This is a genomic window from Tersicoccus solisilvae (assembly GCF_014643255.1).
GTDB classification, from domain to species: domain Bacteria; phylum Actinomycetota; class Actinomycetes; order Actinomycetales; family Micrococcaceae; genus Tersicoccus; species Tersicoccus solisilvae.
The window spans coordinates 408,006-426,378 of record NZ_BMJI01000001.1 but is presented as its reverse complement, the minus strand read 5'-3'; the positions used below and the strand labels follow the sequence as shown (position 1 = coordinate 426,378).

Genomic DNA, 18,373 nt, shown 5'->3' with positions numbered 1-18,373 from the left:
CGCGGCTCGGCCTCCATGGCACCACGGCCCGGCGTCGGTGGTGAGGCCCGCGACCCGCCAACCGTCCGGGATCCCAGACGCCCCGACGGATGCGTGTCAGTCCTTCCGGGGCAGCCCGAACAGGCGGGCCGAGAGCGCGTCGGCGGTGCGGCGCAGATGGGAGACGAGCTCCCGACGACGCTCCTGGTCGACGCGGTGGGAGAGGAAGGTGACGGCGAGCCCGGCGACGGGCAGGCCGCGGTGGTCGTGGGCGGCGACGGCCACCGACGCGAAGTCGGGGGTGACGTCTCCCTCCTCGATCGCGTAGCCGCGGGCGCGGGTGCGATCCAGCTCGGCGCGGAGCCGGGCCGGACCCATGATCGCGGTGCGCTCTGCCCGGGAGCTGAACGCCTCGCGATGGGGGTACAGGGCGCGCACCTGGGCGCGGGGCAGCTCCGCCAGCATCGAGCGGCCACTGGCGGTCAGGTGCGCGGGGATCCGGACGCCCACCTCGGTGACCAGCGAGGGCCGACCCGGCGCGCGTTCCTCGACGACGTAGACGACGTCGCGACCGTGCAGCAGCGCCAGGTGCGCGCTCTCCCCGACCGTGTCCACGAGGGCGTGCAGCAGCGGCGCCCCGAGCCGTGCCATCGGGTCCTGGCGGACCCAGGCCGAGGACAGCTCGAATGCCGCGATGCCCAGCCCGTAGAGCCGCTCCTCGGGCAGGTGCGTGACGAATCCTTCGTCGGCCATCACCTGGAGCAGGTGGTAGACGGTGGAGCGGGGCAGGTCCAGCGCCGCCGCGATCGAGGCCGCGCTCACCGGCCCTCGCCGGGAGGCGAGGAAGCGGAGCACCCGCAGCGTGTTCGTCGCCGCCGGCACCTTCGACGCCATCGCCCCTCCTCCGTGCCCGGGTTCCTCGTCCGGGATCCCAGACGATACCGCTCGTCCGACGGTCGTGCAGCGCGCCGTGGGACCGGAGAATCGCTGCATGGACTCGGACGCGACCCACGACGCCATCGCGGCCCCCTTCGCGTGGAGCGGGCGGACCGACGGCACCGGACCCGAGCACCGCCGGTGGCACCAGGCGGTGACGACGGGTTCGGACACGGCCGACGCCGGCGTGGCCCTCGTCGGGTTCGCCAGCGACGAGGGGGTCCGGCGCAATCAGGGCCGTCCGGGCGCCGCCGCGGGCCCGGACGCGCTGCGCCGGGCTCTCGCCCCGCTCGCCCTGCACACGGACGTCCCGATCGTCGACACGGGCACCGTGACCGTCGAGGGTCAGGACCTGGAGACCGCCCAGCACCGCCTCGGCGACCACGTCGCACGGGCCCTGGACGCCCACGAACTCGTGATCGTGCTCGGCGGCGGGCACGAGACCGCGTGGGGCAGCTACCAGGGCCGGGTGCGCAGCGCGCGGCTGGGCGGGACGGAACGGGCGGATCGACGCACCGGTGTGCTCAACCTCGATGCCCACTTCGATCTCCGCGCGGCGCCCGCGCCGTCCTCGGGCACGCCGTTCCGGCAGATGGCCGACGCCGACCGCGCCGCCGGCCGCGGCTTCCGCTACACCGTCCTCGGCATCAGCGAAGCGTCCAACACCGCCGCGCTGTTCGCCACGGCCGACGAGCTCGGCGTCCGGTACCTGACCGACGAGCAGTGCACCCCGTCGACCCTGCCCGACGTGCTCGCCGTCGTCGACGAGGTGCTCGCCGACGTCGACGACCTGCACCTGAGCATCGACCTCGACGTGCTGCCGGCCGCCGTCGCGCCCGGGGTCAGCGCCCCGGCCGGGTACGGGGTGCCGCTGGAGGTCGTCCATGCCGTCTGCCGGCGCGTGGCCGCCAGCGGGAAGCTCGCGCTCGTCGACGTCGTCGAACTGCTTCCCGCACTGGACGTGGACCAGCGCACCGCCCGCACCGCCGCCCGGCTGATCACGACCCTCGTGCACGAGGCGGCCGGCGCCCGGCACGGCCGTCCCGGTGACGCGGCACGACGCCGGGTGGAGGCGCCGAAATGATCAGCACTATGATGGTCGGGCAGAACGGCACGACGGTGCCGATCGTGAGTCGATGGTGAGGAGAACGGTCCGAACATGGCAACGAACGATGCAACATTCACGGTTCCCGGCCTGAGCGTGGAGGACGGGCACAAGGTCGGCGAGCTGCTGCAGATCCGCCTGCACGCCCTCAACGACCTGCAGCTGACCCTCAAGCACGCCCACTGGAACGTCGTCGGGCGGGACTTCATCGGGGTGCACGAGATGCTCGACCCGCAGATCGAGCTGGTCCGCGGCTTCGTCGACGACCTGGCGGAGCGGATGGCCGCCCTCGGCGTGCCGCCGAACGGCCTGCCGGGCGACCTGGTGGAGCGCAGGACCTGGGACGACTACTCGATCGGCCGCGCGAACACCACGGAGCACCTGGCGGCGCTCGACCTCGTCTACACCGGTGTGATCGAGGACCACCGCGCCGACATCGCGGTCCTCGACGACCTCGACCTGGTCACCCAGGACCTGCTGATCGGTCAGGTGCAGGAACTGGAGAAGTTCCAGTGGTTCATCCGGGCACACCTGGAGAACAGCGGCGGCGAGCTGCGACACGAGGGCGCGACCACCGAGAAGGACGCGGCCGCCAAGGCCTGATCGTCCCGCCCGGATGGGTCACCCCCGTTCGGAGAGCACAGCACGACCGCGCAGGGCGGCGGCACCCGAACCGGATGCCGCCGCCCTGCGTCGCGTCGCTCGGCGTCCTTTCACCTCCGCCGGTCCGGTCAGGCGCCGGCGCCCTCGATCCCGATCAGCCAGCGCAGGCCGTGCCGATCGAGCAGCTGGCCGTCGATGCCGCCCCACGGCCGCAGGGTCAGGGCGTCGAGGACCTGACCGTCGTCGGCGAGCGCGTCGAACCAGCCGCGCAGGCGTGCCTCGTCCGTGCCGAGGATCGAGAGCATCATGCCCGTCATCCGCGCGCTGTCCTCGCCCGGACCGGTGTCGGCGCCGAACAGGGTGACCGGTCCGCGCAGTTCCCCGTGCGCGACAGCGTCGGCGGGCCCGTCGTCGCGCCCGAACTCCTCGAACGTGTGCACCACGAGCTCGCCGCCGAACACCCGGTGGTAGAAGGCGAGCGCCGCGCGGGCCGTGCCGGGGAACAGGACATAGACCCGGGGCCAGCCCCCGGCCACGTCGACGGTCGTCGGGGTCGGGTCTGCGGTCATGGGTGCTCCTCAGTGCAGCGTCGTCATCGGCGCCCAGCCGCGGCCGACGGTGGCAGCGAACGTCACCCGGCCGGCCGAGACGGCGTAGGAGCGCAGCGACCCGTCGTCCATGCGCACCAGCAGGCCGGTGCCGAGCGGCGACGTGAAGCCGTGGACCACCGTCATCCCACGGGTGCGGTCCCAGCCGCCACCGATGCGGGTCGGGGCGGTCAGATGGCCGGCGCCGTCGCCCCGGTAGAGCCGCAGCACGCCGTCGCTCGTGCGGGCGAGCAGGTCCGTGTGTCCGTCGCCGTCGGCGTCGGCCAGGACGGTCTCCACCGCGGGCCAGGACGACGCGAGCAGGGTGCGCGCTCCCGTCGTCGTGCCGGTCGGATTGGGATAGAGGAAGAGCTGGCCCTGCGGGCTGCGGGCCACCACCCCGGGGTAGCGGTCCCCGTCCCGCCAGGTACCGGGAACCATCCGGTAGCCGTCCCAGCCGCGGCCGATCACGACGGGCGGGGCGAACCCGCCGCCGTTGTAGCCCGGATACAGCCGCAGCTGGCCGCCGGTGAAGGCGGCGACGACGTCGAAGGTGCCGTCGCCGTTGTAGTCCACGGTGGCGCCCGAGGTCATGGCACCCCAGCCGTAGCCGATGCGCCGGCCGGTCAGCAGCGCGCCGTGGCCGGACGCCGGGTAGTCGTAGAGGTCGCCGTTCGACGCCCGGGCCACCAGGTCCGCCGCGCCGCGCACCGTCGGACTGCCGCTCGTGGCCTTGACCCGGGTGACGGTGAGGGCCGCCTTGTTCACCTTCGCCGCGAAGGCGGCATCCGTCCTCGCCCGCTGCAGGACGGCGTCGTACATCTGCGCGGTCATGGCGGGGCTCGCGCACAGCACCATGGTCCCGCCCGCGTCGAGGAACGCCAGCGCGCGCTGGGCGGGCGTCCACGCGGCCACCTGGCGCGCGTTGCAGAGGTCGTCGGAGATGGTCACCCCGGTGAACCCGAGGTCGGAGCGCAGCATGGACGAGAGCACCGTGGGCGAGAAGGCCGCGGGGTGGGCGGGGTCGATCCTGCTGTAGTAGGCGGTGGAGACCATCATCCAGCGCGCCCCGGCCGCGATCTGATCGCGGAACGGTTGCAGGGAGGGGTCCGTGCGGGTGGTCACCCCGTCCGTCACCCCGGCCGTGGTGTCGGTGTTGCCGGTGACGCGGCCCAGGCCCGGGAAGTGCTTGGGCACGGCCGCGACGCCGGCATCGACGAGCCCCCCCGAGAACGCGCGGGTCTTCGCGGAGACCACCGCGGGGCTGTACCCGTACTGACGGCTGAACGCGCCGATCGGGGCGTTCTGCGGGGCGAACTGGGGGCTGGGCACGGTGTCGGCGACGGGCGCCAGGTCCACCGTCACGCCGGCGAGCAACAGCTGATGGCCCCAGTCGCGGGCGGAGGCGCGCAGGGTGGCGTCGGACCACGTGCCCTGGGTCAGCCCGGTGGGGATGGGTGAGAAGCCCGGGCCGTTGAGCACCTGGACGGCGCCGCCCTCCTGATCGGTGCCCACCGCGAGTCGGTAGCCGCCCGTCGGGGCGCCGGCCGCGGCCTGCAGGGCCCGGCTGACGGCGGAGGTGGGGCCGACGCCGAGGCTGCTGCGCCCGCTCAGCATGACGTTGCCGATGTGCCGCCCGCGGATCAGCGCCGTGACCGCCGGGTCCACGGCGGTGGCGCCGTTCGCGACCATGAACAGCTGACCCACCCGCTGCTCGAGGCTCAACCGGCCGACCAGGCTGCCCGTGCTCGGGATCTCGCTGGCCGCCGCCGGCGGGGTGAACCCGAGCAGGACGATCGCGCTCGCCGTGATCGCGCTGACGCCGCCGCGGATCCATCGCCGCGCGCTGCTCGATCCGGCACTGTTCGATCCCGCTCTGTTCGATCCCGCACTGTTCGATCGCGTCATCGCGATCCACCCCCTTCGACGGCCGGCTGTGCCGCCAGCCACAGGGTACGCGCTCGCGGCGGTCCCGGCGCCGCGACGGTGGCGGCGATTCGATCACGGCACTGCGCCGGTGACCTAGAGTCGGGTGCCATGAGCGACTCCTCCCCCACCCGGCCCGCTCCGCGAGAACGCGCGTTCGCCCAGGTGGACGTGTTCACCGCGGAACCCTACCGCGGCAACCCGGTGGCCGTCGTGCTCGACGGGGACGGGCTGGACGAGGCGGCGATGCGCCGCTTCGCCGCGTGGACGAACCTGTCGGAGACGACGTTCGTGCTCCCACCCACCGAACCGGGCGCCGACTACCGGCTCCGGATCTTCACCCCGGGCGAGGAACTGCCCTTCGCCGGCCACCCGACCCTGGGCAGCGCGCACGCGTGGCTCGCCTCGGGGGCAGGCCCGTCCGCGGCCGCCGGCGGGGACGTCGTGCAGGAGTGCGCGGCGGGCCTGATCCGCGTCCGGCGCGACGCCGGCCGGCTCGCGTTCGCGGCCCCGCCCACTCTGCGCTCGGGACCGGTGGACCCGTCGACGCTGGAACGGGTGATCGCCGGCCTGCGGATCGACGCCGGCGAGGTGGTCGCGGCCCGGTGGGTCGACAACGGGCCGGGGTGGCTCGGCGTCCTGCTCCGCGACGCCGCGACCGTGCGGGGGCTCCGGCCGGACGGAGCGGCACTGGCGGATCTGAAGATCGGCGTCGCCGGTCTCGAGCCCGAGGGCACGCCGACCCGGGTCGAGGTGCGGGCGTTCGCGTTGGGCGCGGGCATCGCCGAGGATCCGGTCACGGGCAGCCTGAACGCCTCGCTCGCCCAGTGGCTGATCGCCGACGGCGTCCTGCCGCGCTCCTACGTCGCCGCTCAGGGCACGGTGCTCGGCCGCGCCGGCCGGGTGCACGTGACCGCCGACGGCGACGACGTCTGGGTCGGCGGCGATGCGGTCACGTGCATCCGCGGCACGGTGATCCTGTAGGGCTGGGGTCCTGGAGGGTTAGAGGTCGACGCTGCCGGTCTCCCCGCCGTCGTAGGTGCCGCCCGTGACCTTCGCCTTGACGAAGGTGAACAGGGCGCCGACGCCGCCGCCGGGCTGGTCCCAGTACTCGGCCGAGTCGGGTGACACCTCGATCAGGGTCAGCCCCGGTGTCTCCTTCCCGTCAGGGAAGAACGCGTCGGTGGTCGAGTCCCACAGCTCGTCGATCCTGGCGCGGTCGTGCTCGAGCCGGGCGGTCCCGGAGAGCGACACCCAGTGGTCCGACCCGGCGAAGGCGACGTTCACCTGGGGGTGGGACGTCAGCTGGGCGGCGAGCGGGCCGTCGTCGTGGGCGAAGAACCACAGGGTGCCGTCGTCCTCGACCGTCTGCACGGACATCGGCCGGCTCTGGATCGAGCCGTCGGTGAGCACGGTGCCGACCATGACGGTGCGGTCCTTGCGCATCAGGTCGACGATCTTGACGGTGTCCTCGGACGGGCTGGTGCTGCTGGGCTGGCTCATGTCACGCTCCTGACGATCGTGGTCGGGTCCGACGTTCTCCAGCCTAGATACCTCGGTTCTCGAAGCAAGGGTCAGCCGTCCTCCCGGCCCTCCGAGACCCAGGTCCGGTCGCGGGAGCGGCCACCGGCCACCCGGTCCGCGGCGCTGTCCAGCTCGGCGACCTGCTCGGCCGACAGGCTGATCTCGACGGCGGCGGCGTTCTGCCGGTTGCGCTCGGGGTGCCGGGAGCCGGGGATGGGCACCACGGTCACCCCCGCATCCTCACCCTTGGCGTACAACCAGGCCAGGGACATCTCGGCCAGCGTGATGCCGGTCTCGTGCGCGGCCGCCTCGATCTCGGCGAGCAGCGCCAGGTTGGCCTCGAGGTTGGCGGGGTCGAACCGGGGGAAGTCGTGCCGCGCGTCGTCGGGGCCGAGGTCCGCGGCGGAGCGGACGGCTCCGGCCAGGAAGCCGCGGCCGAGCGGGGAGAACGGCACGACGCCGATCCCGAGGTCGGCGCACGCGGGCACGACGGCCCGTTCGACGTCCCGGCTGAACACCGACCATTCGCTCTGCACGGCGGTGATCGGATGGACGAGGTGCGCTTCGCGCAGCTCCTCGGCGGTCACCTCGCACAGGCCGAGGTGGCGCACCGTCCCGGCCTCGACGAGGGAGGCCATCGCGCCCACCGTCTCGCTAAGCGGCACGGAGAGGTCGCGGCGGTGCAGGTAGTAGAGGTCGATGACGTCGGTACCGAGCCGGCGCAGGCTCTCCTCGGCGCAGCGGCGCACGTAGTCGGCGTCGCCGCGGGCGTGCCGGGTTCCGTCGGCCCCGTGCACGATGCCGAACTTCGTGGCGACGACCACCTCGTCCCGTCGGTCCGCGAGCAGCCGGCCCATCAGCTCCTCGTTCGTCCCGTCGCCGTAGACGTTGGCGGTGTCGAGGAACGTGATGCCGTCGTCGACGGCGGCATGCAGGACGGCGAGCGCGTCGCCGGCGGGCAGGCCGCCGTAGGCGGGCGTGAGCGCCATGCCGCCGAAACCCAGCGCGCTGACCGTGAGCGGACCCGTGCTGCCGGTCCCGAGGGTGACGGTCTCCATGGGTCAGCGAGCCTCGTAGCCGAAGGCGCCGACCGCCGGCCGGCCGCTCACGGTGGTCAGCGTGCGCGTGGTCGGCACGATCTGCTTGCCCAGCGGCATCAACGACACCGGCACCATCTTGAGGTTCGCGATCGCCAGCGGGATGCCGATGATGGTGACCGCCTGCGCGAAGGCCGTCAGGACGTGCCCGACGGCGATCCAGATCCCGGCGACCACGAACCAGATCACGTTGCCCAACGTCGCGAACACGCCGGGGCTGCCGCCGCGGTCCACGATCGTGCGCCCGAACGGCCACAGCGCGTACGCAGCGATCCGGAAGGAGGCGATGCCGAACGGGATGGTGACGATCAACAGGCAGCAGATCACCCCCGCGAGGGCGTAAGCGGCGGCCAGCCACAGCCCACCCAGGACGAGCCAGATCAGATTCAGCAGGGTCCTCATGGTCCGATTCTGTCCCGCGACCGCCTCCCGCCGCCACCGCCGGGCACGGAATCGGCCCCGTTGCCGCACGCCGCGACGGTGATCGCGGGTAGCATCGCCTCCACCGGACCCGGCGACGGCGCCCTCGGACGGTCGCCCCGGGCCCGCTTCCGCGCACGCAGCACGCAGCACGCAGACGCAGGAGGTCACGATGGCACCGTCAGGACCGGCAGCATCATCGGCATCCCCGGGGTCCCCGCCCCCCGGAGGGACAGCGGGACGGACCGCGCGGGCGGGCAACCCGTACTCGATGTTCCGCCGCAAGCCGATCGGCGAGATCGAGCCCGAGGTGGAGGAGCACTCCCTCAAACGCACGCTGGGTCTGTGGCAACTGACCGCGATCGGCGTCGGCGGCATCATCGGTGCCGGCATCTTCTCCCTGGCCGGGGCGGTCGCGAACGGCAAGGCGGGCCCGGCCGTGCTGCTGTCCTTCCTCATCGCCGGCGTCGCCAGCGCGGCCGCCGCGTTCTCCTACGCCGAGTTCGCGGGCATGGTCCCGAAGGCCGGTTCCGCCTACACGTACGGGTACGCGGCCCTCGGGGAGATCGTGGGCTGGTTCATCGGCTGGGACCTGCTGCTGGAGTACATCGCCATCGTCGCCGTCGTCGCGATCGGCATCTCCGGCTACTTCGGGTTCCTGCTCGGGCAGGTCGGCATCGACCTGCCCGCCTGGATGCTCGGCGCGCCCGGCACCGGGGACGGGCACGTCGTCGACCTGTTCGCGATGCTGCTCTGCCTGCTCACCGCCTTCATCCTCACCCGGGGCATCGGCAGCGCCGCGCGCGCCGAGATGGTCTTCGTCGGGATCAAGGTCGCCCTGGTCGTGCTGATCGTGGTGCTCGGCGTCTTCCACCTCAACACCGCGAACTACTCCCCGTACTTCCCGTTCGGGTTCTCCGGTGTGATGGCGGGCGCGGCGACGGTGTTCTTCGCGGTGTTCGGGTACGACGCGATGAGCACGGCCGCGGAGGAGTCGAAGGACTCGACCAAGCACATGCCCAAGGCGATCCTCTACTCGCTGGCGATCGCGATGGTGCTGTACGTCCTGGCGACGCTCGTGCTGACCGGGATGCAGAAGTACACCGAGATCGACCCCGAGTCCGGGTTCTCGTCCGCGTTCAACGCCGTCGGCATGCCGGTGGTGGCGAACATCATCGCGGTCGGCGCGATCGTCTCGATCCTGACGGTCATGATCACGTTCACCCTGGGCGTCACCCGGGTGTGGTTCTCGATGAGCCGCGACGGCCTGCTGCCGGAGTGGTTCGCGAAGACCGATGCGAAGCGGCGCGTGCCGGTGCGGGTGACCTGGCTGGCCGGCATCGGCGCCGCCATCATCGCCGGGGTGCTGCCGATCGAGGAGGCCGCGGGCCTGACCAACATCGGCATCCTGTCCGCGTTCGTCGTCGTGTGCGTGGCGGTGATCGTGCTGCGCTACCGGCGGCCCGACCTGCCCCGCGAGTTCCGCACTCCGCTGATGCCGGTCACCCCCGCCGTCGGTGTGCTGTTCTCGCTGTGGCTGATCGTCTCGATCCAGAACGTCGAGACCTACGTGCGGTTCGCCGTCTGGCTCGTCGTCGGCCTGCTGATCTACTTCCTGTACTCGCGCCGCCACTCGGTGATGAACCCGGACAGCCCGCGGCTCCGGAGCGGCGCGGTGGGCTGAGGAACCCGCCACCCGAACCCCCGCACGCACGAGCGCCAGCTCGTCAATAGTTGTCGCATCCGGGCCCCCGATGGGGGTGGATGGAACATCTATTGACGAGCTGGCGCAGGGGCGCCGGAGTCAGCGCAGGGGTGCCGGAGTCAGCGCAGGGGTGCGGGCCGGTCAGCCCTGGCGACGGGCGGTGTTCGGCGCGTCGGCGCGGCGCGACCCGCGACGACGACCGGCCGGGGAGCCGGTCGACGTGCTGTACGCGACGGTGGCGGCCGGGCGCGAGTTCGCCGGGGCGCCGGCACGAGCGCCGGAACCGCCGCGGCGCGCGCCACCGCGTGACGACGCCGTCGAGCGCGGGGCCGACGCGGACTCGCCCTGACCACCGCGACCACGGCCACGACCGCCACGGGAACGGCCGCCGCCGTCGCCACCGGAGCGTGCCGACGGCGCCGTCGCCGGCTTCCGGGACGCACCCGGGCGGTTGCCCGAGGCGCTCACCGGGGCCGGAGCGACGCGCGGAGCGATCGTGCCGACGACCTCGGCGACCGCGGCGGAGTCCGGGGTCACGGTCTCGAGGGGGGCGTCGACGCCGGCGGCGCGCAGCAGTTTGCGCACGTCCTGGCGCTGCTCGGGCAGCACGACGGTGACGACGGTGCCGTCCGAACCGGCGCGGGCGGTGCGGCCGGAGCGGTGCAGGTAGGCCTTGTGCTCCGTGGGCGGGTCGATGTGGACGACCAGTTCGACGTCGTCGACGTGCACGCCGCGGGCGGCGACGTCGGTCGCGACCAGCACGCGCACCTCACCCGAGGAGAACTGGGCCAGGTTCCGGTCGCGGGCGTTCTGGGACAGGTTGCCGTGCAGGTCCACCGCGGGGATGCCGGCGGAGGTGAGCTGCTTGGCCATCTTCTTGGCGTGATGCTTGGTGCGCATGAACATGACCCGCCGGCCGGTGCCGGAGGCGAGCATGGTGACCAGGTCCTTCTTCGCGTCCGTGTCCGTGAGGAACACGCGGTGCTCCATCGTGGTCACGGCCGCGGCCGACTCGTCCACCGAGTGCACCTTCGGGTCGTGCAGGTAGCGCTTGACCAGCACGTCGACGCCGTTGTCCAGCGTGGCGGAGAACAGCAGCCGCTGGGCGTCCTTGGCGGTCGCGTCGAGCAGCCGCCGGACGACCGGCAGGAAGCCCAGGTCGGCCATGTGGTCGGCCTCGTCCAGGACGGTGATCCGCACGTCGGCGAGGGTCAGGACCTTCTGCCGCAGCAGGTCCTCGAGCCGGCCGGGGCAGGCGACGACGATGTCGGCGCCGGCGCGCAGCGCGGTCTCCTGGCGCTTCTGGGAGACCCCGCCGAAGATGACGGTGGTGCGCAGGCCGAGGGCGCCGGCCAGCGGCTCCAGGGTCGCGTTGATCTGCGTCGCGAGCTCACGGGTCGGCGCGAGGACAAGCCCGGTGGGGCGCGAGGCACGGCGGCTGACGCCGGCCAGGCGGGCGACGAGCGGGAGGCTGAAGGCCAGCGTCTTGCCGGAGCCGGTGCGGCCGCGGCCGAGGACGTCGCGGCCGGCGAGCGAGTCGGGCAGGGTCGCTTCCTGGATGGGGAAGGGCGCGGCGATGCCGCTGGCGGTCAGGGCGTCCGCGAGAACGGAGGGCACGCCGAGATCGGCGAAGGATGTCACGAGGGGGGAACCTCTCGATGGTCGGGCCCGCACGCGGGGGATCACGGCGGGTGCGCCGGAAAAGGAAGGGCCGCGCGAGCGGCGGGTCGTCAGATTCGCGACGCGTACCGGCGGAAGGCCGCGCCCGGCGCTTGCCGGTGCGGCGGTGCCGCACGCGGCCCCCGGGATCGACGACGTCGATCGCACCGCGGGCCGATGCTGGCACACCAGGACGGACATGCCGTCCGACGTGCCGGTACGCCTTCGATCCTACGGCGTCGAGGGGCCCACGCACGGATCGGCCGTGGAGTGATTGGTCACACGACCGACCGGGCGGGGAGCGGTCACGCGGCTCCCCGCTACGCTTGATCCCCGTGACGGAGCACGAGAATCCCTTCCCGCAGGACGCCGGCGCGACCCCGTCGGCGTCTGTCGAGCGGCACCGCGGGGTGCTCTCCTTCGTGCGGCGCGGCACCCGGCTGCAGGGCAAGCAGCTCGCCGCCTGGGAACGCCTGAGCGGCCGTTACCTGATGGACGTGCCCCGGGGGGACGGGGAGACGTCCGTCGATCCGGCGGCCCGGCTCGATGCCGCCGCCCTCTTCGGCCGGCGAGCGCCGCTGATCGTGGAGATCGGCGCGGGGCTGGGTGACGCCGTGGTCGCGGCGGCGGCCGCCGCCCCCGAGACGGACTTCATCGCCCTCGACGTGTACCGGCCCGGCCTCTCCGACCTGATGCGCAAGGCCGACCGGGCAGGCGCGACGAACATCCGGGTGATCGAGGCGAACGCGCCGGAGGTGTTCGGTACCCTGCTGAGGCCCGGCTCGGTGGACGAGGTGTGGATGTTCTTTCCCGACCCGTGGCCGAAGAAGCGGCACCACAAGCGACGCCTGGTCTCGCCGTCGTTCGCCGACCTGGTCGCGCGCGTGCTGCGCCCGGGCGGCCGGTGGCGGCTGGCGACGGACTGGGAGGAGTACGCGGAGCAGATGCGGGAGACCCTCGGCGGGGTGGCCGCGTTCGCGCCGGCCAACGACGGCGCCGACGGCTTCGCGCCGCGCTTCGCCGGCCGCATCGAGACCGGCTTCGAGCGCAAGGGCATCGCCGCCGGCCGCATCATCCGCGACCTCACGTACGTGCGTCGCTGACCGCGGGTCGGTCGGTGGCCGTCGTCAGTGGCCCGGGCCGCGCCAGAGCACCACGGCCTGGGAGCGCGGACGAGGGCGCTGACCGCGGGCGAGCGAGACGACGTCGCCGGCGATGCCCGCTGCGAACACGCGGGCGGCGTCGACGGGGCCGCCCGCGGCCTCCACCCGGGCGAGTTCCGCGGAGAGCTCGGCGACGCGGCTCTGCAGCGCCCGCACCTGGTTCTCCAGCTGCATCACGCGGCGGATCCCCTCGAGCGAGACGCCCTCCTGGGAGAGGCGCTGCACCGTGCGCAGCGCGTCGACGTCGTGCTGCGAGTAGCGCCGCGACCGGCCCGGGGATCGCTGCGGGGTGACGATCCCCATCCGGTCGTACTGGCGCAACGTCTGCGGGTGCATCTCGGCCAGCTCGGCGGCGACCGAGATCACGAACATCGGGGCATCGGCATCGATGTCCATCGTGTGGACTCCTCTCTCGTGATCGCGGGTCGTCCCCGGTCACACGTTCGTCGTCGTCACAGGCGCGCCCGGGACGCGAGGTCCCGGCGCACGTCGGCATCGCCGGTGGCGTCGGCGAAGGCCTTGACCGCGTCGTGCGCCGCCCCGCTGAGCTTCTGGGGCACGGCGACCTCGACCTTGACGAGCAGGTCCCCTGTGCGTTTCGCGGTGCGCACGCCGCGGCCCTTCACCCGCAGCGTGCGCCCGGATGGGGTACCGGCGGGCACCTTGACGGTCACGGTGTCACCGTCCGTGGTGGGCACCTGCACCGACGCGCCGAGCGCGGCCTCCGGGAAGGTGATCGGCACGGTGATGCGGATGTCGTCACCGTCGCGGGTGAACAGCTCGTGCGGTTTGACGTGCACGGTGACGATGAGGTCGCCGGCCCCGGCCGCTCCCGGCTGCCCCTTGCCGCGGACGCGGATCTTCTGCCCGTCCCGCACGCCCGCGGGAACGCGGACCTCGATCACGTCGCCGTCGCCCTCCCGCAGCCCGATGGTGGTGCCCCGGATGGAGCCGGCGAAGGAGATCGTCGTGGTGGCCTGCCGGTCCGCGCCCTTCTGCGGGGTCTGGCCGAAGCCACCACCGCCGAAGCCGCCGCCACCGAACAGGTCCCGGAACTCCGGCGGCAGGTCGGAGGCGTCGAAGCCGCCGCCACCGCCGGTGGTGTACCGGGTGCGGGTGCGGCCGCCCGTGGTGTTGAACAGGCCGCCGAAGATGTCCTCGAAACCGCCGGCGCCGGCCCCGGCGCCGGGACCACCGCCGGCGCTGAACCGGGCTCCGGATCCCATCGCCCGGATGGCGTCGTACTGGCGGCGCTCCTCGGGGTCGGAGAGCACCGAGTTGGCCTCGGTGATGTCCTTGAACCGCTGCTCGGCGGCGTCGTCCCCCGGATTCTGGTCCGGGTGGTACGTCCGCGCGAGCTTGCGGTAGGCCTTCTTGATGTCGGCGTCCGTGGCGTCCTTGGCGACACCGAGGACCTGATAGAAGTCCTTCTCGATCCAGTCCTGACTGGCCATGGCGTCTCGATTCTGCGGAGGGTGGGGGGACGGGGATGACGAGCGGACCGCCGCCGCCCGCTGGGTCCAGCGCGCGACGGCGGTCCGTCTCGTCAGGGGTGCCGGAGGCCGGACCCCGGGAGGGAGATCAGGAGGCGACGCCCACCTGCGCCGCGCGCAGCACCCGGTCTCCCACACGGTAGCCCGAGCGCAGCACGTGGCTGACGTGACCGGGGTCGACGTCGTCACTGGGCTGCTGCAGCAGCGCCTCGTGGATGGCGGGGTCGAAGACGGCGCCGACCTCCCCGTAGCGCTCCAGGCCCTGCTGGGTGAGCACGGCGTCGAGCTTCGCGGCGATGGCGGCGAACGGGCCCTCGGTGAGGTCACCGTGCTGGCGCGCGGCGTCGAGGTCGTCCAGGACCGGCAGCAGCGCGGTCAGCACGGAGATGACCGCGTTGGTCCGGGCCACGTCCCGGTCCCGGTCCACCCGGCGCCGGTAGTTGACGAACTCGGCCTGCAGGCGCTGCAGGTCGGCCAGCCGCTCCGCCGCGAGGCGTTCGGCGTCGTCGACCGGCTCGTCGGCGGGCTCGGCAGCGCCCGAGGGGGCCGCCGCGCCGGCCTGGGCGTCAGCGGTCCGGGCGTCGTCGAGGATGGCCTCGGCCTCGGCGACGACGTCGCCGTCGCCTCCGGCCGGGGCGTCCCCGCCGGCGGCGGGGTCGCCTGCGGCGCCCCCGGCCGGGCCGTCGCCGCGGACCTCGCCGGTCACCGGGTCGATCCGGCGGTTGTCCCGGAAGACCGGGCGCTCGCCGTTCTCGCCGTTGCGGTCGGGTTCTGCGTTCTCGCCCTCGTGGGCGGGTTCCTGTGCACCCATGCCTACTTCTTGTCCTCGTCCTCGTCGATGACCTCGGCGTCGACGATGTCCTCATCGGCGCCGGCGGAGCCGCCCGCGGGCTGGTCGGCCGAGGCGCCCTCGGCACCGGCGGACGCGCCACCGGCCTGGCTCTGGGCGTAGATCGCCTCGCCCAGCTTGCCCTGCGACGCCTGCAGCTTCTCCAGCGCGGACTTGACCGCGTCGTCGTCGGTGCCCTCGAGGGCCGCCTTCAGCGCGTCGACGTCCCCCTGGACCTCGGTCTTGACGTCCTCGGGCAGCTTGTCGGCGTTGTCCTTGATCAGCTTGTCCGTCGAGTAGGCCAGCTGCTCGGCGTTGTTGCGGGCATCCGCGGCCTCACGGCGCTTCTTGTCCTCGGCGGCGTGCTCCTCGGCCTCGCGCACCATCCGGTCGATGTCGTCCTTCGCCAGCGACGTGCCGCCGGTGATGGTCATCGACTGCTCGGTGCCGGTGCCCTTGTCCTTCGCGGACACGTGCACGATGCCGTTGGCGTCGATGTCGAAGGTGACCTCGACCTGCGGCACCCCGCGCGGGGCCGGCGCGATGCCGGTCAGCTCGAAGGTGCCCAGCGGCTTGTTGTCCCGGGTGAACTCGCGCTCGCCCTGGAAGACCTGGATGGAGACCGACGGCTGGTTGTCGTCCGCCGTCGTGAAGGTCTCGCTCCGCTTGGTCGGAATCGCGGTGTTGCGCTCGATCAGCTTGGTCATCACGCCGCCCTTGGTCTCGATGCCGAGGCTCAGGGGGGTGACGTCGATGAGCAGCACGTCCTTGCGCTCGCCCTTGAGGACACCGGCCTGCAGGGCGGCGCCGACGGCGACGACCTCGTCCGGGTTGACGCCCTTGTTGGGCTCCTTGCCCCCGGCGAGCTCCTTGACGAGCTCGGAGACGGCGGGCATGCGGGTCGAGCCGCCCACGAGGATGACGTGGTCGATGTCGCCGACCTTCACGCCGGCCTCGGAGATGACGTCGTGGAACGGCTTCTTGGTCCGGTCCAGCAGGTCCGCGGTCAGCTCCTGGAACTTGGCGCGGGTGAGCCGCTCGTCCAGGTGCACCGGGCCGTCGGGGGTGACGGAGAGGTACTGCAGCGACACGTTGGTGCTGGTGGCGCTCGAGAGTTCCTTCTTGGCCTGCTCGGCGGCCTCACGGAGGCGCTGCAGGGCGATCTTGTCCTTGGACAGATCGACGCCGGTGCCGGCCTTGGCGCGCTCGAGCAGGAAGTCGACGACGCGCTGGTCCCAGTCGTCGCCGCCGAGGCGGTTGTCACCGGCGGTGGCGCGGACCTGGATGGTGGAGAAGCCGTCGTCGTCCTTGCCCACCTCGAGCAGGGACACGTCGAACGTGCCGCCACCGAGGTCGAAGACGAGGATGAGCTCGTCCTCCTTGCCCTTGTCCAGGCCGTAGGCCAGGGCGGCCGCGGTGGGCTCGTTGACGATGCGGGAGACGTTCAGCCCCGCGATCTCGCCGGCCTCCTTGGTGGCCTGCCGCTCCGCGTCGTTGAAGTACGCCGGGACGGTGATCACCGCATCGGTGACCTTCTCGCCCAGGTAGCTCTCCGCGTCGTTCTTCAGCTTCATCAGGATGCGCGCCGAGATCTCCTGCGGCGTGTACTTCTTGTCATCGATGTCGATGGTCCAGTCGGTGCCCATGTGGCGCTTCACCGACGCGATGGTGCGGTCGATGTTGTTGACCGACTGGCGCTTGGCGATCTCACCGACGAGGACCTCGCCGGACTTGGAGAACGCGACCACCGACGGGGTGGTGCGTGCGCCCTCCGCGTTGGCGATGACGGTGGGCTCGCCGCCCTCGAGGACGGAGACGACCGAGTTGGTGGTACCGAGGTCGATGCCTACTGCACGGGACATGGGTGGTTCCTTTCGACGGAGAAGAGAGGCCGCCGGGAAGCGGCTCTTGAGCCTTCTGCACTCAAGCCTGCCACATCGCTCGACGATGTCAAGTCGACTTGAGTTCACCCGACTCAACTTCGTCGGGCGCCCGAACATTCCGCCTCCGGTGACCGCCCTGCCGGGGCCGGCGTAGCCTGCCGGTGTGACGGAGATACCCAGCTCACTGCCCGCCGACGACCCGTTCGACCTCGACCGTTTCGTCCGCGCCCAGGCCGGCGGCACCTGGGAGACGGCGCTGGCGGAGTTGGAGCGGGGGCGGAAGACCAGCCACTGGATGTGGTTCGTGTTCCCGCAGATCGAGGGGCTCGGCCGCAGCCCGATGGCTCAGCGATACGCCATCTCCTCCCTCGAGGAGGCCCGGGCGTACCTGAGCCACCCCGTGCTCGGGCCGCGTCTGCTCCGGGCCGCGGAGTCGGTCGCAACGGCCGAGGGCAGTGCCGAGGAGATCCTGGGGGGCATCGACGCGGTCAAGCTGCGCTCGTCGATGACGCTGTTCGCCCGGGCCGACCCGGGCCGGGACGTGTTCGCCCGCGTGCTGCAGCGGTGCTTCGACGGCGAACCGGACGCCGCGACGCTCGCCCGGATCTGAGTCCCGCCGGGTGAGTCCGGATCGGACCCGTTAACGAGGCAGGTGCCCCGAGCCGTTCTCTCGGGGCACCTGCGGGACTCGCTGACGATCCATGACATGCCATCCGATTGGGGGGGGCGATGGACTTGGTCAGGACCGGAGCCTGTCGGCGAGATGGTCCCGACGTGCACCGGGTTTGGGTCGATGAGTGCACATCGGGCGACACGTCGCCAGCTCCGAGCCTCGGCGCTAGGCGCCGGCCACGGATCAGGGGCAGCGAGCCCCCATTGGTTCTGTCGGGCCAGTTACCGACCGCAAGAACCGGTCTGTGAAATCTGTCAGGCCTCGATCGCCGAGGCGGTGCGGGCGGCCGGCCAGTTGCCGACCGCGGGGGTGACGGTGAAGAAGTGGTCCGGCCAGTTGCCCACGGCCGGGGAGACGGTCGCGGGCCAGTTGCCCACGGCCGGGGAGATCGTCGCGGGCCAGTTGCCCACAGCCGGGGAGACGGTCGCGGGCCAGTTGCCCACGGCCGGGGAGATCGTCGCGGGCCAGTTGCCCACGGCCGGGGAGACGGTGAAGAAGCGGTCCGGCCAGTTGCCCACCGCCGGGGTGACGGACGACGAGCTCGAGATCGCGGACGCACTGTGAGCCGTGGTGACCGCAGCATTCGCCGTCGTGGCGCCAAGCGCGACCAGCGGCAGGGCGAGAGCTGCACCCAGGACGACCGGCAGAGCCTTCGCGGCTCGGGACTTGACGTTCATGGTTCCCCACACCTTTCCGCGCCCCGCGCGGTCAACGTTCCCCGACGTGATCGAGGGGCCGCCCGTTGGGCGACGTAACGCAAGATTACGGTACAACCGCCCGATATGACAACT

Annotated in this window: 19 protein-coding genes; 7 read left to right on the top strand and 12 right to left on the bottom strand. The window is 72.5% G+C overall.

Features of this window, described 5'->3' with window-relative positions; translation table 11 throughout:
- Positions 1-96: 96 nt before the first annotated feature.
- Positions 97-873 carry an IclR family transcriptional regulator gene (locus tag IEX22_RS02080; RefSeq protein ID WP_188665622.1) on the bottom strand — a complete coding sequence of 259 codons (777 nt, stop codon included), beginning with the start codon at positions 871-873 and terminating at the stop codon, positions 97-99.
- A gap of 97 nt (positions 874-970) precedes the next feature.
- On the opposite strand from IEX22_RS02080, the gene hutG reads away from it, so the two are divergent.
- Both hutG and IEX22_RS02070 read left to right on the top strand, forming a co-directional pair.
- Positions 971-1,999, top strand: a complete 1,029-nt coding sequence (gene hutG / locus IEX22_RS02075; protein ID WP_188665619.1) for a formimidoylglutamase — start codon at positions 971-973, stop codon at positions 1,997-1,999.
- Positions 2,000-2,074: 75 nt separating this feature from the next.
- Entirely contained in the window at positions 2,075-2,623 is a 549-nt protein-coding gene (locus IEX22_RS02070) for a Dps family protein (RefSeq protein ID WP_188665615.1), read from the top strand.
- A gap of 128 nt (positions 2,624-2,751) precedes the next feature.
- On the opposite strand, the gene IEX22_RS02065 is transcribed toward IEX22_RS02070, so the two are convergent.
- Both IEX22_RS02065 and IEX22_RS02060 read right to left on the bottom strand, forming a co-directional pair.
- Positions 2,752-3,192: a VOC family protein gene (locus IEX22_RS02065; protein WP_188665612.1), complete on the bottom strand. Its 441-nt coding sequence runs from the start codon at positions 3,190-3,192 to the stop codon at positions 2,752-2,754.
- A 9-nt stretch (positions 3,193-3,201) separates the two neighbouring features.
- Positions 3,202-4,935: a glycoside hydrolase family 3 N-terminal domain-containing protein gene (locus tag IEX22_RS02060; protein ID WP_229659694.1), complete on the bottom strand. Its 1,734-nt coding sequence runs from the start codon at positions 4,933-4,935 to the stop codon at positions 3,202-3,204.
- Between the two features lie 19 nt (positions 4,936-4,954).
- Here IEX22_RS02060 and IEX22_RS15720 point away from each other — a divergent pair, with 19 nt between their 5' ends.
- Both IEX22_RS15720 and IEX22_RS02055 read left to right on the top strand, forming a co-directional pair.
- Positions 4,955-5,236, top strand: a complete 282-nt coding sequence (locus IEX22_RS15720; protein WP_229659693.1) for a hypothetical protein — start codon at positions 4,955-4,957, stop codon at positions 5,234-5,236.
- Positions 5,237-5,247: 11 nt separating this feature from the next.
- Positions 5,248-6,120, top strand: a complete 873-nt coding sequence (locus IEX22_RS02055) for a PhzF family phenazine biosynthesis protein (protein ID WP_188665605.1) — start codon at positions 5,248-5,250, stop codon at positions 6,118-6,120.
- A gap of 18 nt (positions 6,121-6,138) precedes the next feature.
- Here the strand turns inward: IEX22_RS02055 and IEX22_RS02050 are convergent, their stop codons facing one another.
- From IEX22_RS02050 to IEX22_RS02040, 3 genes are all read right to left on the bottom strand, one after another.
- The gene (locus tag IEX22_RS02050) at positions 6,139-6,639 is read right to left on the bottom strand and encodes a pyridoxamine 5'-phosphate oxidase family protein (protein ID WP_188665602.1); all 501 of its coding nucleotides are present in this window, start codon (positions 6,637-6,639) and stop codon (positions 6,139-6,141) included.
- A gap of 71 nt (positions 6,640-6,710) precedes the next feature.
- Complete coding sequence (locus IEX22_RS02045; protein WP_188665599.1) at positions 6,711-7,718, bottom strand: aldo/keto reductase; 1,008 nt, start codon at positions 7,716-7,718, stop codon at positions 6,711-6,713.
- Positions 7,719-7,721: 3 nt separating this feature from the next.
- Positions 7,722-8,159 (bottom strand): YccF domain-containing protein, encoded by a 438-nt coding sequence (locus IEX22_RS02040; protein WP_188665597.1) that lies wholly within the window; start codon positions 8,157-8,159, stop codon positions 7,722-7,724.
- Between the two features lie 289 nt (positions 8,160-8,448).
- On the opposite strand from IEX22_RS02040, the gene IEX22_RS02035 reads away from it, so the two are divergent.
- The gene (locus IEX22_RS02035; RefSeq protein WP_188665594.1) at positions 8,449-9,861 is read left to right on the top strand and encodes an amino acid permease; all 1,413 of its coding nucleotides are present in this window, start codon (positions 8,449-8,451) and stop codon (positions 9,859-9,861) included.
- Between the two features lie 162 nt (positions 9,862-10,023).
- On the opposite strand, the gene IEX22_RS02030 is transcribed toward IEX22_RS02035, so the two are convergent.
- On the bottom strand, positions 10,024-11,523 hold the full coding sequence (locus IEX22_RS02030; RefSeq protein WP_188665592.1) for a DEAD/DEAH box helicase: 1,500 nt from the start codon (positions 11,521-11,523) through the stop codon (positions 10,024-10,026).
- 353 nt (positions 11,524-11,876) lie between these two features.
- Here IEX22_RS02030 and trmB point away from each other — a divergent pair, with 353 nt between their 5' ends.
- The gene (gene trmB, locus IEX22_RS02025; RefSeq protein ID WP_229659692.1) at positions 11,877-12,644 is read left to right on the top strand and encodes a tRNA (guanosine(46)-N7)-methyltransferase TrmB; all 768 of its coding nucleotides are present in this window, start codon (positions 11,877-11,879) and stop codon (positions 12,642-12,644) included.
- Between the two features lie 24 nt (positions 12,645-12,668).
- Here the strand turns inward: trmB and IEX22_RS02020 are convergent, their stop codons facing one another.
- The 4 genes from IEX22_RS02020 to dnaK all read right to left on the bottom strand — a co-directional run bounded on the left by IEX22_RS02020 (position 12,669) and on the right by dnaK (position 16,888).
- On the bottom strand, positions 12,669-13,100 hold the full coding sequence (locus tag IEX22_RS02020; protein ID WP_188665585.1) for a heat shock protein transcriptional repressor HspR: 432 nt from the start codon (positions 13,098-13,100) through the stop codon (positions 12,669-12,671).
- A 56-nt stretch (positions 13,101-13,156) separates the two neighbouring features.
- Positions 13,157-14,158, bottom strand: a complete 1,002-nt coding sequence (locus tag IEX22_RS02015; RefSeq protein WP_188665582.1) for a DnaJ C-terminal domain-containing protein — start codon at positions 14,156-14,158, stop codon at positions 13,157-13,159.
- Between the two features lie 127 nt (positions 14,159-14,285).
- Positions 14,286-15,008, bottom strand: coding sequence for a nucleotide exchange factor GrpE (locus IEX22_RS02010; RefSeq protein ID WP_188665579.1), 723 nt, complete (start codon positions 15,006-15,008; stop codon positions 14,286-14,288).
- A gap of 2 nt (positions 15,009-15,010) precedes the next feature.
- Positions 15,011-16,888, bottom strand: coding sequence for a molecular chaperone DnaK (gene dnaK / locus IEX22_RS02005; RefSeq protein WP_188665576.1), 1,878 nt, complete (start codon positions 16,886-16,888; stop codon positions 15,011-15,013).
- A gap of 184 nt (positions 16,889-17,072) precedes the next feature.
- On the opposite strand from dnaK, the gene IEX22_RS02000 reads away from it, so the two are divergent.
- Positions 17,073-17,519, top strand: a complete 447-nt coding sequence (locus IEX22_RS02000) for a DUF1810 domain-containing protein (protein WP_229659691.1) — start codon at positions 17,073-17,075, stop codon at positions 17,517-17,519.
- 317 nt (positions 17,520-17,836) lie between these two features.
- Here IEX22_RS02000 and IEX22_RS01995 read toward each other — a convergent pair whose 3' ends face one another.
- On the bottom strand, positions 17,837-18,259 hold the full coding sequence (locus IEX22_RS01995; RefSeq protein WP_188665562.1) for a hypothetical protein: 423 nt from the start codon (positions 18,257-18,259) through the stop codon (positions 17,837-17,839).
- Positions 18,260-18,373 lie beyond the last annotated feature (114 nt).